The 15,489-nt window shown below is 44.7% G+C and carries 12 protein-coding genes and 2 pseudogenes; all 14 read left to right on the forward strand.

What is annotated here, in order from left to right; genetic code table 11:
- Positions 1-302, forward strand: a pseudogene (locus CCU_RS12530) (FAD-dependent oxidoreductase); the annotation flags it as partial.
- Positions 295-1,155 (forward strand): glutamate 5-kinase, encoded by an 861-nt coding sequence (gene proB, locus CCU_RS12535; RefSeq protein ID WP_015534915.1) that lies wholly within the window; start codon positions 295-297, stop codon positions 1,153-1,155. The pseudogene CCU_RS12530 and the gene proB, both read left to right, overlap by 8 nt.
- A 2-nt stretch (positions 1,156-1,157) precedes the next feature.
- On the forward strand, positions 1,158-1,391 hold the full coding sequence (locus CCU_RS12540; RefSeq protein WP_015534916.1) for a DUF896 domain-containing protein: 234 nt from the start codon (positions 1,158-1,160) through the stop codon (positions 1,389-1,391).
- A 13-nt stretch (positions 1,392-1,404) separates the two neighbouring features.
- Positions 1,405-1,977 carry a 5-formyltetrahydrofolate cyclo-ligase gene (locus CCU_RS12545; protein WP_015534917.1) on the forward strand — a complete coding sequence of 191 codons (573 nt, stop codon included), beginning with the start codon at positions 1,405-1,407 and terminating at the stop codon, positions 1,975-1,977.
- A gap of 10 nt (positions 1,978-1,987) precedes the next feature.
- Positions 1,988-3,019, forward strand: coding sequence for a patatin-like phospholipase family protein (locus CCU_RS12550; protein ID WP_015534918.1), 1,032 nt, complete (start codon positions 1,988-1,990; stop codon positions 3,017-3,019).
- A gap of 53 nt (positions 3,020-3,072) precedes the next feature.
- The gene (gene miaB, locus CCU_RS12555; RefSeq protein WP_015534919.1) at positions 3,073-4,524 is read left to right on the forward strand and encodes a tRNA (N6-isopentenyl adenosine(37)-C2)-methylthiotransferase MiaB; all 1,452 of its coding nucleotides are present in this window, start codon (positions 3,073-3,075) and stop codon (positions 4,522-4,524) included.
- A 29-nt stretch (positions 4,525-4,553) separates the two neighbouring features.
- The gene (gene mutS, locus CCU_RS12560; RefSeq protein ID WP_208896397.1) at positions 4,554-7,151 is read left to right on the forward strand and encodes a DNA mismatch repair protein MutS; all 2,598 of its coding nucleotides are present in this window, start codon (positions 4,554-4,556) and stop codon (positions 7,149-7,151) included.
- Between the two features lie 16 nt (positions 7,152-7,167).
- Positions 7,168-9,321, forward strand: coding sequence for a DNA mismatch repair endonuclease MutL (gene mutL, locus CCU_RS12565; RefSeq protein WP_015534920.1), 2,154 nt, complete (start codon positions 7,168-7,170; stop codon positions 9,319-9,321).
- Positions 9,322-9,332: 11 nt separating this feature from the next.
- Positions 9,333-10,283: a tRNA (adenosine(37)-N6)-dimethylallyltransferase MiaA gene (gene miaA, locus CCU_RS12570; protein ID WP_015534921.1), complete on the forward strand. Its 951-nt coding sequence runs from the start codon at positions 9,333-9,335 to the stop codon at positions 10,281-10,283.
- A gap of 2 nt (positions 10,284-10,285) precedes the next feature.
- On the forward strand, positions 10,286-11,563 hold the full coding sequence (locus CCU_RS12575; RefSeq protein ID WP_015534922.1) for a methionine gamma-lyase family protein: 1,278 nt from the start codon (positions 10,286-10,288) through the stop codon (positions 11,561-11,563).
- Positions 11,564-11,630: 67 nt separating this feature from the next.
- Positions 11,631-12,359 (forward strand): RadC family protein, encoded by a 729-nt coding sequence (gene radC, locus CCU_RS12580; protein ID WP_015534923.1) that lies wholly within the window; start codon positions 11,631-11,633, stop codon positions 12,357-12,359.
- Between the two features lie 163 nt (positions 12,360-12,522).
- Positions 12,523-13,227 carry a rod shape-determining protein MreC gene (mreC, locus tag CCU_RS12585; RefSeq protein ID WP_015534924.1) on the forward strand — a complete coding sequence of 235 codons (705 nt, stop codon included), beginning with the start codon at positions 12,523-12,525 and terminating at the stop codon, positions 13,225-13,227.
- Positions 13,228-13,249: 22 nt separating this feature from the next.
- Positions 13,250-13,759: a rod shape-determining protein MreD gene (mreD, locus tag CCU_RS12590; RefSeq protein ID WP_022216476.1), complete on the forward strand. Its 510-nt coding sequence runs from the start codon at positions 13,250-13,252 to the stop codon at positions 13,757-13,759.
- Between the two features lie 103 nt (positions 13,760-13,862).
- Positions 13,863-15,489, forward strand: a pseudogene (locus tag CCU_RS12595) (penicillin-binding transpeptidase domain-containing protein); the annotation flags it as partial.

The raw sequence follows: 15,489 nt of genomic DNA on the forward strand, positions 1-15,489 counted from the left end.
AGTATATAAAGGATGCTATAATAGAAGGAGTTGTGTCATTTGATAAGAGGATGCCGGGATATTCATCTGACGATGCAGTTCTCTCAGGAATCGAGGCCAGAACCTCATCACCTGTTCGTATGATACGAGGCGATGAGCTGCGCTGTGAGGGGACATGTATATACCCGTGCGGGGAAGGCGCGGGCTATGCAGGGGGAATAACCTCAGCCGCTGTCGATGGTATGAAGGTGGCCGAGGCCATAGCATCCAGATTCAGCAATGAGGCAATAACAGACGGTACACAGGAGAATATAAATGGATAGAGAGTATTTGAAAGACAAGAAAAAGATAGTAATAAAGATTGGTTCATCTTCACTTATTCACGAGGAGACGGGTGGACTTGACTATACAAAGCTTGAGAAGCTGGTGCGCATCATATGTGATCTGAGAAATCAGGACAAGGATGTGGTCCTCGTATCATCGGGAGCCATCGGAGTCGGAGTACAGGCGCTGGGACTTGCCAGAAGACCTAAGACGACCTCGCTCAGACAGGCGTGTGCTGCAGTGGGACAGGGACAGCTAATGATGATATATCAGAAGCTTTTTCAAGAGTATCACAGCACAGCAGCTCAGGTTCTGCTAACATTTGATGTTATATCGTCGGATGAGAGGAGAAAGAATGCCATCAACACATTCAACGAGCTTCTTCAGCTCGGTGTCGTACCGATCGTCAATGAGAACGATACGGTTGCCATCGATGAGCTGGATGACAGCGTGGCATTTGGCGACAATGATACACTGTCTGCCATAGTTGCATCCATGATCCATGCAGATCTCCTGATACTTCTCACGGATATAGACGGTCTGTACACTGATGATCCACACAATAACCCTGATGCAAAGCTTATACCAGAGGTGAACTGTATAGACGACCATATAATGGATATGGGTAAAGGTGCAGGCTCCAAGTACGGAACCGGCGGAATGACGACCAAGATCGCAGCCGCCAGGATAGCAACCAACTCCAACTCGGATATGGTCATAGTATCCGGAGCGGATATGGACAATATTGTTAAGGTAATGAACGGAGAAAGTATAGGAACTCTGTTCACAAAATATAAGGATCATGACTTTGACGTTGTCAGATTTATTTTGAATAAGGAGTATCTTATATAGTTATGAAAGAGACGATAATCGATGCGGCAAAGATCGCACGTATAAATGAGTTATATCACAAGTCCAAGGCTGAGGGGCTCACCGACGCTGAGAAGAAGGAACAGCAGCAGTTAAGGCAGGAATATATATTTGCTGTGAAGAATAATCTCAGGAGCACGCTCAACAATATAGATATCAAAGAGAAGGACGGCTCCATAACCAGACTTCAGGACCTTGATCCTACAAGAAAGGCGTAGGCACGACTGTATTATGAATAGCGAAGACAGTGTAAAACCCGGCAGCAAAGCCGATATAAGGAAAACAATAAAAGCGGTTAGAAATGCCATGGACAGGGGTGACTGTGCATGGAGATCTGAACTTATATGCAGACGTCTGTCTGAGCTTCCTGAATACGAGAATGCTCTCAATATATGTGCATATATTTCCAAAGGGAATGAAGTGGATACAAAGCTTATAATTGAGAAGGCGTGGTCGGACGGAAAGCATGTATATGTTCCAAAGGTTTATGGACAAAACATGGAGTTTATTGAGATAACAGACTACGGAGAACTTACATCCGGAAACTTTGGGATACTCGAACCGGTTTCTGATGATTTTGAGGAGATCGAAGATGGGCTTATGTTCATGCCTGGGATTGCATTTGATCACAGCCGCAACCGCATAGGTTTTGGCGGAGGGTATTACGACAGATATCTGGCGAGGCATGCAGGGCTTGTCACGGTGGCACTTGCGTATGAATTCCAGATAGTTGATAAGATAGACAGTGAACCTACAGATATCAGACCACATATCATAGTAACAGAATCGGAAGTTATATCATAATGGAGGGTCAATGAACAGAGACGAGATAACAGCAAAGATCGCTGAACTGGAAAAGAAGATACAGATGGATAAGCTGCAAAAAAATGGTGCATACAGCACAGGAAGTGTTGTGGGATCTGCAGAGCATGGAGTGAAGGCTGACAGCTATGCGCTGTGCCTTGGCGGTGGCGGCGGTAAAGGAGCGTACCAGCTCGGGGTGTACAGAGCACTTGCAGAGTATGGACTTATGGACAAGGTTACAGCCATATCAGGAACTTCCATAGGTGCGATAAATGCCGTGCTTTTCGCGTGCAATGATCCTGACAGAAGCGAGGAGGCATGGAAGAAGATACATTTTGAGACGGTGTTTGACGTTGATCCTGATCTGATGTTCAACGACAAATCGGGATTCATGTCGCGCAGGGAGATGATAAAGCTCATGGACAGCTATGTGGATTACGGAAAGCTGTCTGATGGGCAGGTCACCGTGTATGCAGCCATAGCTGAGTGCGCGCAGGAAGGTGAAAGACAGGCTGAGTATATAAGCCTTGCAGGAATGGATGCGGAGGAGATCAGGACAGTTGTCATGGCATCATCCACCCTGCCTATGCTCTATGAGTCTGTGACTTATAACGGTAAGGAGTATTGTGATGGCGGTCTTGCCGACAATGTTCCGGTGAAGCCTCTGTATGATATGGGATACAGGAATATCGTTGTGTGCGGCCTTAATCCCGACTCAAAGAAAGACATATCTGCATATACAGATGCGGATATCATAGAGATATATCCAAGTGTAAGCCTGGGAGATCTGATAGATGGAACCTTGAATTTCTCTGCAAATTCAGTAAAATTCAGAAGCCTGCTCGGTTATAAGGATGCCATGAGGGCACTTAAGGTTCATTTTGAGAATGATCCTGATTACATCGCGGCGCTGGATCATTACAAGGATATTGATCTTGCGGATATACAGACTCAGATGAGGATGGATGCCGCGGATTCCAGCGTGAAAAATACTATGGATAACATAGGCAGGATACTTGGTAAGCTGGGCATAGAGGAATAACTCCAGAAGGATTTACGCAGCTTTAAAGAAATAGATAAGGATACATAGAGATTATGAATGATTTGGAAAAAGTTATTGACGGCATAGATCTGGGGCTTCCAGCTCCGTTTGAGGAACCGGAGAGGCAGTATTATTTTATAAAAAAGGGCAGGGAGTATGTCACAGCAAGAAGCAAAGAGCTGGGACGTGACCTTACCTGTTCCATACAGACATTTGGCTGTCAGATGAATGTCCGGGATTCTGAGAAGCTTGCCGGAATACTTGAGCAGATGGGATATGTTAGGACCGAGTCCGAACATGCGGACTTTATAATATATAACACATGTACGGTCAGGGAGAATGCCAACAGAAAGGTTTATGGTCACCTTGGTCTCATGAAGCACCTCAAGGAGAAAAATCCTGAGATGAAGATAGCTCTGTGCGGATGCATGATGCAGGAGCAGCATGTGGTGACAACCATAAGCAAGAGCTATAGGTTTGTCGATATGGTATTTGGAACACACAATGTATATAAGCTTGCTGAGATATTTGTGAGCAGGATAGAATCCGGAAGCATGGTCATAGATATCTGGAAGGATGCCAAGGAGGTCGTGGAGGATCTTCCTGCGGTGAGGGAATTCCCATTCAAATCAGGTGTAAATATCATGTTTGGATGCAACAATTTCTGTACCTACTGTATAGTTCCATATGTAAGAGGAAGGGAGCGAAGCAGAAATCCGGAGGATATCATAGCTGAGTGTGAGAGGCTTGCTGACGACGGAGTGGTGGAGATCATGCTCCTCGGGCAGAATGTCAATTCATATGGCAAGAATCTTGAGCATCCGATCACATTTGCGGAACTGCTGAGGCGTGTGTGTGCCATAGAGAAGATACAGAGAGTAAGATTCATGACCTCACATCCAAAGGATCTGTCGGATGAACTGATAGATGTCATCGCGGAGAATCAAAAGATCTGCAGACATCTCCATCTGCCGGTACAGTCGGGCTCGACAAAGATACTGAATGCGATGAACAGACGGTACACAAAGGAGTCATATCTTGCACTGGTTGACCGCATAAGGGCGAAGATTCCGGAGATATCACTCACCACTGATATAATCGTGGGATTCCCTGGTGAGACCGAGGAGGATTTCCTTGAGACCATGGACGTGGTTGAGAAAGTACAGTATGACACCGCATTTACATTTATATATTCAAAGAGAACAGGAACTCCTGCCGCCGGAATGGAGAATGGTTCCACAAAGGAAGAGATACAGGATAGATACAACAGGCTTTTAAGGCGTGTGCAGGAGATAAGTGATGTGAAGACCATTGCGATAAAGGGACAGACACAGCCGGTTCTGGTTGAGGGCTTTGACGAGAAGGGCGACGGCCTTCTGACCGGAAGACTCTCCAACAACATACTTGTCCATTTCCCTGGGTGTGCGGAGATGGTTGGAAAGATCCTGAATGTAAAGCTTGTTGAGTGTAAGGGATTTTATTACATGGGTGAATTAGCAGAATAGGAGTAGTTGAAGTGGCAGCATTAACACCAATGATGGCTCAGTATATGGAAGTTAAGAATCAGTATAAGGACTGTATTCTCTTCTACAGACTGGGAGATTTCTACGAGATGTTCTTCGACGATGCCCTGACGGCATCCAGGGAACTTGAGATAACACTGACCGGCAGGGACTGTGGTCAGGAGGAGCGGGCACCGATGTGTGGTGTTCCGTATCATGCTTGTGACATATACCTGAACAAGCTGATAGAGAAGGGCTACAAGGTAGCCATATGTGAGCAGATGGAAGATCCGAAGCTCGCAAAGGGTATAGTAAAAAGAGAAGTTATACGTATAGTTACGCCTGGTACAAATATGTCCCAGGCTATTCTTGATGAGACGAGGAATAACTATCTCATGTGTATATTTGGCTGTAATGATGAGTATGGTGTGGCCGTATGCGATATCACAACAGGGGAGTTCCGTTCCTGTCATATCTCATCTACATCCAAGCTGTACGACGAGATAAACAAATATTCCCCGACGGAGATCATAGGGAATGAGGTTTTTCTGTCATGTGGCCTGAACTTTGATTACATGAAGGAGAAGATGAAGATAACGATATCGGAGGCTCCGTCTCATTATTTTAACGATGACACCTGTGAGGATTTCATTAAAAGACAGTTTAAGGTCGGATCAATAGATGGTCTCGGCATAGATGAGCAGGAGGATATGCTGCTGTCAGCGGGCGCACTTCTCCAGTATCTACATGAGACACAGAAGAACTCACTGGATCATATCAACAGGATAGATATATATTCCATAGAGGACTTCATGATCATAGACAGCTCATCCAGAAGAAATCTGGAGCTGACAGAGACACTCAGGGATAAGCAGAAGAGAGGCTCACTACTCTGGGTGCTTGACAAGACCAAAACGGCCATGGGAGCGAGAATGCTCAGAAATATGATAGAGCAGCCCCTTATCCACAAAGATGATATAGAAGCCAGACTTGACGCGATAACAGAGCTCAACGACTCTGTCATAACCAGAGACGAACTCCGTGAGTACATGAATACCATATACGATCTCGAGAGACTTATGACGAGGATATCGTTAAGAACAGCGAATCCGAGAGATCTTCTGGCATTTAAGACGTCCATACAGCTTCTTCCATTTATAATACAGCTTCTCGGTGAATTCCATTCGGATGAGCTCACCGAGATCAGGGATGGAATAGATGATCTGCAGGATCTCTATGACCTTCTTGACCGTGCCATAGTTGATGAGCCGCCTATACTTATCAGAGAGGGCGGAATATTCAAAGATGGCTATCTTGAGGACATAGATACTCTGAAGAATGCCACAACTGATGGCAAGAACTGGATCGCAGAGCTTGAGGCCAGAGAGAAGGAAAAGACCGGAATCAAGAATCTCAAGATAAAGTTTAATAAGGTGTTCGGATATTATTTTGATGTAACCAATTCATATAAGAGTCTTGTGCCGGATTATTTCATCAGAAAGCAGACACTTGCCAATTCTGAGAGATACACAACCGAGGAGCTTGACAGACTGGCTGGAGTTATACTCGGATCATCCGACAAGCTTGTTGCGCTGGAGTACAACACATATGTTGAGCTCAGGAACACCCTTGCTGCAGAGCTCACAAGGGTACAGAGAACAGCACACAGCATAGCCATGCTCGATGCTCTGTGTTCACTCTCATATGTGGCTGTTGCAAATGGGTATGTTAGACCTGAGATCAATACAGATGGAGTCATCGACATAAAGGACGGACGTCATCCGGTCGTTGAGAAGATGCTGAACAACGATATGTTCATCACAAACGACACATATCTGAACAACCATGAGAGCAGGATATCGATCATAACCGGTCCTAACATGGCTGGTAAATCCACATACATGAGACAGACTGCACTCATAGTTCTTATGGCCCAGGTTGGAAGCTTTGTTCCTGCGTCATCTGCCAATATAGGCATATGCGATAGGATATTTACAAGAGTAGGAGCCTCTGATGATCTTGCATCTGGACAATCCACATTCATGGTGGAGATGAGTGAGGTCGCAAATATCCTCAGAAACGCAACGAAGAACAGCCTTCTCATCCTTGATGAGATAGGTCGAGGAACAAGCACATATGACGGTCTGGCGATCGCCTGGGCTGTCGTTGAGTATATAAGCAACAGTGAACTGCTCGGAGCAAAAACTCTGTTTGCGACACATTACCATGAGCTCACGGAGCTTGAGGGTAAGCTGTCGGCAGTCAACAACTACTGTATAGCGGTCAAGGAAGACGGAGACGACATAGTGTTCCTCAGAAAGATCGTCAAGGGCGGTGCCGACAGAAGCTACGGTATACAGGTTGCAAAGCTTGCCGGTGTGCCGGATGTCGTTATAGCGAGAGCAAATGAGATATGTAATCAGCTTATAGACAAGGACATAACCACCAAGCTGAAGGAGATAAAGGTTACAAATGATTTCAAGCCGAAGAAAGAAGACACCCAGATGTCAATGTTCGGCTCACTTGCCGAATCACAGGTGATCGAGGACATAAAGTGTGTTGATCTGTCCAACATGACACCTATGAAGGCGTTGCTTTATTTAAATGAATTGCAGGAGCGACTTAAATAATAAGGAGCGATAAGTAATGATAAAAGTATTAGACCAAAATACGATTAACAAGATAGCAGCCGGTGAGGTTATAGAGAAGCCGAGCTCGGTCATCAAGGAGCTTGTGGAAAATTCCATAGACTCAGGTGCCACAGCGGTAACCGTCGAGGTAAAGGGAGGCGGACTGTCATTTCTCAGAGTCACCGACAACGGAGCAGGCATAAAGAAGGATGAGGTCAAGCTTGCATTCCTCAGACATGCCACAAGTAAGCTTGTGACAGTCGAGGATCTCCTGAGTATCTCTTCTCTTGGTTTCCGTGGTGAGGCACTTGCAAGTATAGCGGCGGTTGCACAGGTTGAGATGATCACCAAGACCGCTGATGATGTGACCGGTCTCAGATACCAGATACATGGCGGTAAGGAGATATCCAGCGAGGAGATAGGTGCTCCGGGTGGAACAACCATAATTGTCAGAAATCTTTTCTACAATACACCGGCGAGAAAGAAGTTCATGAAGACTGATGCCACGGAGACAAGCTATATCTACGATTTGATGTGCCGTATATGCATGTCACACCCGGAGATCTCATTTAAGTTCATTGCAAATGGAACAGACAAGCTGTTCACATCAGGCAATGGCAAACTCAGAGACATAATCTACCATATCTATGGAAGAGACATCACCTCAAATCTTCTTGAGATAAATGCGGAAAATGACTATATGAAGATCTCCGGATATATAGCAAGACCTTGTATATCAAGGGGCAACAGATCATTTGAGGGCTACTATGTAAATCACAGATATATAAAGAGTGCGGTGCTCACCAAGGCGATCGAGGATGCTTTCAGGACATTTGTCATGATACACAAGTTTCCATTCACCGAGATCAATTTCCAGGTGAGACCTGATCTCCTTGATGTAAATGTACATCCGACCAAGATGGAGTTGAAATTCGCCAACAGTCAGGATATATACAGCTTCACCTACAATGCCATAAGGGAGACACTGTTATTCAAGGAGCTCATTCCTGATGTGGCGCCAGGGAAGGATCCAAAGCCGGAGACCTTCAAGCAGAGGGATGTTGGCAAGGCACCGGAGGCGTTCGAGAATAAGAGGCGTGAGGCGATAGTCAGGGCAGAGGAGCGGACTGTACCGCAGAGTCAGCCTGAGCAGCATCGTCCGGCAGAACCGCAGAATCAGCCTGAGCAGCTTCGCTCGGCGGAGACGCAGACATCACCACAGCAGCTTTGCCCGATCGAACCACAGACATCATCACAGCCGGTCCACCCGGTTATAGAAATCATAGATGAGACTAGCAGCTCAAACAATAAAGGATCAGACGTCATAGATAATAACAAGATGGAGAAGCCGGCAGGAAACTATATATATGCGGATAGAAATAATGATCTTGAGAGAGATATAGTACAAAACAGGAATGTGGTAAACGAGAGTCCGGCATATACAGCTCCGGCACCAGCTAGACCTTCGGTCACAGCGGCGACACAAGACTCAACAGTATCTGCAGCTTCAGCTGCAGCTTATATTGAGGAAGCCGGGAAAAAATATGTACAGCAGGATATGTTCCAGGAGAAGTTCCTGACAAAGGAGGCACGTGCTAAGCATAGACTCATAGGACAGCTGTTCAAGACATACTGGCTCATAGAGTATGACGGCAAGTTCTTCATAATGGATCAGCATGCTGCCCATGAGAAAGTCAAGTATGAGGAACTCATGGAGAATTACAAAAATAAGAAGATATATTCACAGTATCTTATGCCTCCAGCGGTCGTTACACTCAGTGCTGCAGAGATAGAGTTCCTTCATGAGAACATGGATATGTTCGAGGCACTTGGATATCAGATCGAGAACTTTGGAGGCAGGGAGTTCAAGCTGAACGCTGTTCCTGACAACCTGTTTGGCCTTGATGGCAGAGAGCTTTTCATAGACTTCATAGCGGATGCAAGCAGCAGTGCTAAAAAGGTGACCATAGATACATTTATACACAAGCTTTCCACCATGGCGTGCAAAGCTGCGATAAAGGGTAACACGGAGATAAGTTTCAAGGAGGCTGACGCACTTATAGATCAGCTATTAAAGCTTGAAAATCCATACACATGTCCTCATGGACGTCCGACTGTCATATCCATGACGGAGGCGGAGATTGAGAAGAAGTTTAAGCGAATAGTATAGGAGATAACAGGATGGATAAGAATATGAAACCACTGATAATCCTCACCGGCCCCACAGCTGTCGGCAAGACGGCACTGTCCATAGGACTGGCAAAGGCGGTGGATGGCGAGATCATATCCGCAGATTCCATGCAGGTATATAGAAAGATGAATATTGGAACGGCGAAGATAGAGCCGGAGGAGATGCAGGGGGTAAGGCATCATCTGATAGATATTCTGGATCCGGCAGAAGAGTTCAACGTTGTGCTTTTCAAGAAATATGCTCTTCGTGCTATGGAGGATATATATTCCCGTGGAAAAATTCCAATCATAGTAGGTGGTACTGGCTTCTATATCCAGGCGCTTTTGTATGATATAGATTTTGAGGAAAATGACAATGATATGTCATACAGGGAAAAGCTGCAGAACCTTGCAGATACCCACGGCAAGACATTCCTTCATGACATGCTAGCGGAGGTCGACCCTGAATCCGCTGAAAAGATACATGAGAACAATGTAAAAAGAGTGATACGGGCTCTTGAATTTTATAAAAAAACAGGTATGAAGATATCTGAACATAACGAGACTGAGTCGCAGAAGAAGTCACCATATAATTTTGAATATTTTGTGTTAAATGATGACAGACAGAAATTATATGATAGAATAGACAGACGGATAGATATCATGCTTGAGGCAGGGCTTCTGGACGAGGTAAAACTGCTTGTGAGCGAGGGTTACAGCAGGGAGCTGGTGTCAATGCAGGGGCTTGGCTACAAGGAGATAATCGATTATATTCAGGGCAGATGCACTCTGGATGAGGCAGTATATACGCTAAAGAGAGATACAAGGCATTTTGCCAAGAGACAGATCACATGGTTCAAGAGGGAAAAACATGTGACCTGGGTTGATAAAAGTGAGTACGACAGCGAGTCTGAAATATTGTCATTTATGCTGGACAGGCTTCACGAAAAGGAGATTATATAGAAATGAAAGATATGTTAAAGGATTACTACAGATCACTGAATGTGGATGAAAAGGTGTTTGAATACTGCAACAGTGTGGAGGAGAAACTTAAGGATAGATTTGCAGCCATCGATGCTGTGAGTGAGCTCAACCAGCTCAAGGTCCTTAAGGCCATGCAGGACAACAGATTGTCTGAGGCACATTTTGCAGGCTCTTCGGGTTATGGTTATACGGATGACGGAAGAGATGCCCTTGAGAGGATATATGCAGACGTATTTCACACGGAGGATGCCCTTGTCAGGACACAGATAGTGTGCGGAACCCATGCACTCTGCACGGCCATGTTCGGTAATCTGCGCCCGGGAGATGAGATCCTTGCCATAGCGGGAAAGCCGTACGACACATTGGATGAGATCATTGGTATCAGGGAGTCAAGGGGCTCACTTGCAGAGTATGGTGTCACATATGCCCAGGTGGATCTGTTGCCGAACGGAGACTTTGACATTGATGGAATAAAGAATGCGATCAATAGCCGCACAAGGCTTGTGGAGATACAGAGATCCAAGGGATATGCGGTCAGAAAGACGCTGTCTGTACAGCAGATCGGTGAGGCCATAAAAGCGGTCAAGAGTGTAAATCCTGACATCATATGCATGGTAGACAACTGTTACGGAGAATTCGTACAGGATATAGAGCCGTCGGATGTGGGTGCCGATCTTGTGGTCGGTTCTCTCATCAAGAATCCGGGTGGCGGTCTTGCACCGATAGGAGGTTATATATGCGGAAAGAAGGAGTACGTGGAGAATGCTTCATACAGACTCACAACTCCGGGACTCGGCAAGGAGGTTGGAGCCTCACTTGGCAATACAAAGGCTCTCACTCAGGGACTTTTCATGGCACCTACAGTTACTGCAAGTGCGCTTAAGGGTGCGATATTTGCAGCAAATGTATACGAGGGACTGGGCTTTAAGGCTGTTCCTGACAGCACAGAGGACAGATACGATATTATTCAGGCTGTTGAGCTTCAGACTCCTGAGAGGGTCGTGGCATTCTGTGAAGGAATCCAGGCTGCAGCGCCGGTTGACAGTTATGTAAGACCTGAGCCTTGGGACATGCCGGGCTATGATTCACCGGTCATCATGGCCGCTGGAGCATTTGTGTCTGGTTCATCCATTGAGCTCTCAGCGGATGCACCTATGCGCTCACCTTACGCGGTATATTTTCAGGGGGGACTTACATATCCCCATGCCAAGTACGGCATAATAATGTCATTACAGAAAATGGTAGAAAAAACCTTATAGTATGGTAGATTAATTAGTCGGTCATATAAAATTTTCTCTGGAGCTTGGAGAGGCGGAAGGAGGAAATATGGATAAAAATTATTGCAAAGAGAATTTTGCAGGAGGACTTTCGGTCTCCATGAAAGAAATGTCGGAGACTGAGAGACCGTATGAGAAGAGCTTTAAGTATGGAGTTGAGGTTCTCACAGATGCTGAACTTCTGGCAGTCATCCTCAGAACCGGAAGCAGGAAGGCAAATGCGCTGTCCACAGCCTACAGGATACTGGATGCCCATCCGGTCCACAAGGGGATAGTGGGGCTTAATTACCTGACTGTGAGTGAACTTGAAGAGATAAGCGGAGTTGGAAAGGTAAAAGCGATACAGATGAAATGTCTGGCTGAGATATCCAGGAGGATGGCCAGGGCTTCATTTAAGCCGTTTTTGTCGTTCCAGTCCCCACAGAGCATTGCGGATTATTTCATGGAGAACACAAGATATCTCGAAAAGGAATACGTGTATCTCCTCATGTTTGATGCGAAGCATAAGCTCATAAAGGATGTCCGCATTTCAGAGGGAACAGTGAACAGTTCGATGTTATCTCCGAGAGAGGTGTTTGTGGAGGCGCTCAGATACGATGCTGTCTATATCATACTTGTGCATAACCACCCATCCGGAGATCCGACTCCGAGCGGTCAGGATATAGATATCACCAGAGAGATGGACAGAGCCGGGGAACTGATAGGGATAGAGCTTTCAGATCATATTATTTTAGGAAATAACTGCTATGTCAGCTTAGCTGAGCGAGGTATTTTATAATGAAACGAAGACGAAATAGGAACAGAAAAAGAATAGAGATCACACCGAGATATTTTTTGCTTGGACTCACAGGCTTTTGCGTTGTGCTCATGCTTGTATCTCTCTTTGCGGGGGGGAATATTTGCACCGGTGAGGAATTTTTACCAACATATTTGTCCAGCCCATGCAGAAAGGGGTAAATACCATAGGCAGATGGGTTCAGAGCAAAACTGAGGCATTCCAGAATTACGACGCACTGTTAAAGGAGAATGAAACACTCAAGGATCAGCTTGAACAGAGTCAGAAGCAGGTGGCACAGTACCAGCAGAATTCGTATGAGCTCGAACGTCTTCAGGCACTTTATGAGCTTGATCTCCAGTATTACGATTATAAGAAGACTGCTGCCAGAGTCATATCAAAGGATACCGGCGGATGGTTTCAGGTGTTCTATGTCGACAAGGGAACAGATGATGGTGTTGTCGAGGGCTGCAATGTCATGTATGGCAACGGCCTGTGTGGAATAGTCACAGAGGCCGGAAAGGATTATGCCAAGGTAAGAGCCATCATAGACGATACATCAAATGTAAACGGAATGATATTACCGTCAGAGGCTATTTGTAATGTTGAGGGAAGCGCCAGCAATTATGAGAATGGCTATCTTATCGCTGAAAACATTGACAAGGACGCAGAGGTCGGAGTCGGCGATCAGGTCGTCACATCCTATGTGTCAAGCAAATATCTGTCGGGAATTAACATAGGGTATGTAACAAAAATAGAGGAAGATTCCAACAATCTTACAAAGACTGCATATATCACTCCGGCATGTGATTTTTCAAAGATACAGGAGGTACTCATAGTCCTCCAGACCAAGAAAACTGTTTCGGAGTAGAAGTAAAGAGGTTAAACAGACATTGAGAAGAGTTATCACACTTGGATTATTAATCATAATATGTTTTGTGCTTCAGTCAGCACTTTTTCCATATATTTCAGTTGCGGGTGCGACTCCCAATCTGATGCTCATCCTCACGGTGTCCTTTGGACTTATGAGAGGTCGAAAAGAGGGAATGCTGGTGGGATTTTTCTGTGGCTTTTTATATGATCTGTACTTTGGCTTTGCCATAGGCCCTTTTATGATCATATATATGCTCATTGGATACTGTAACGGATTTTTCCACAGACTGTACCTCGTGGAGGATGTACTGCTGCCTATCATCATCATAACACTTGATGATTTCATATTTAATTTCATAACATTTATAATATTCTTTGTAATGCGTAACAGACTCAGTTTTGGGCTGTACATGAAGGATATTATTTTGCCGGATATGATATACACAGCCATACTTACGATGATAGTATTCAAGCTGTTTGTCTTTATAAACAAGCGGCTGAAGCGCGCTGAAAAAGGAAGTGAGACATAGTGATCAGAGATATATTAGAGATAATCAAAGATTTTATAGTAGAAAAGTTAAAGAGCCGTATTTTTTATGTCACTCTGTTTTTTTGTGCCTGTCAGGCGTGCTTGTGTACAGATTGTTTAATCTTCAGATCATAAATGGAGAAAAATATCAGTCCAGCTTCCAGTACAAATCACTTAAGACGGTGTCGGTCAAGGCCACCAGAGGAAAGATTTTCGACTGCAACGGAAAACTGCTTGCATATAACGAATCTTCATACAGTCTGAGTTTCACCAGCAATGCAGACCTCACTGAGGCGGCAGACAAGAAGAATATGTCGGTCAATGAGCTAAGAAATGAGATAGTTTATAAGACGATACTTATACTTGAGCAGAATGGAGACAGTCTGTCCGTGGAGCTTCCGATCAAGCTGGATGCAAATGGCAACATGAAATTCACGATAAGCGGCTCACAGCTCAATACATTTTATATGAATGTTTATGGTGCAAGCTCAGTTGATGCCCTCACCGATGCACAGAAGAATGCTACAGCAAGGGAAGTATTTGACTATATGAGAAGTGATGAACTTTTCAATATCTCGGGTGATTATTCGGATGCCTATGTGCTCAAGATCCTTGCCGTGAGATATGAGGTATGGCTCAACAGATACCAGCAGTACATGACAGTGGATATCGCCAACAATATAAGTCAGCAGAGCTATGCTGCGATAACTGAGAATATGGATACACTGCTCGGAATGGATGTGAGTATTGAATCAAACAGAGTATACAATGATGCAATATATTTTTCGCATATAATCGGATATATCGGCAACATTTCAAATGAGGAGCTCGAGGAGTACAATGCGAAGCTTGACGAGAATCAGCAGTATGATTCCAATGATATGGTTGGAAAGCTTGGTTTGGAACAGTCGTACGAGGATCAGCTTCGTGGTGTTGACGGTTCCCAGAAGATGTACGTTGACAACATGGGAAAAGTCCTTGAGATTATAGAAAAGACTGATTCTGTTGCAGGAAACGATATTTACCTCACACTTGACTCTGATCTTCAGAAATACTGCTACAACGCACTTGAAAAGGAATTGTCGTATATTCTCCTTGCAAATCTCAAGAACGTGACGACATCCAAGGAGAAAGAGGATATACCTATAACGGATGTGTACTCGGCATTCTTTGACAACAACATTATAGACATAAAGGCCCTTAATGCTGCGAATGCAACTGACAATGAAAAGAATGTGTACAACACATTTGTATCAAGCAAGCAGTACACACTCAATGCGCTTTCGGACATTCTGAAGAGCAGTCACACGGAACTGTATAATCTTTCGGATCAGTACAAGGATTATATGGAGTTTATATGCGAGACGCTGAGCTCAAACGGCATATATGACAGCAGTGCAGTGGATAAGGACAGTGACACATATAACAACTATGTAAATGACAAGATATCATTATATGAGTATCTGAAATACTGCATAAGCCAGGGAGTAATAGACATAACCGGCATTCAGACAAGCAGTGATTATTATGATACGGATGAGATATACAATGTTATTGTCGATTATGTACTCAAAGAATTTGAGGATGACTCCGATTTCGACAAACGAGTCTTCAAATATATGATATTATCAGGTGAAATAACAGGTTCCCAGGTAATATACCTGTTATACGACCAGGGAATCCTTAATAGTACAACAGACGAAGATTACGAGGAATTTACGTCAGGTGTCC

The organism is Coprococcus sp. ART55/1 (assembly GCF_000210595.1).
GTDB lineage: Bacteria > Bacillota > Clostridia > Lachnospirales > Lachnospiraceae > Coprococcus > Coprococcus aceti.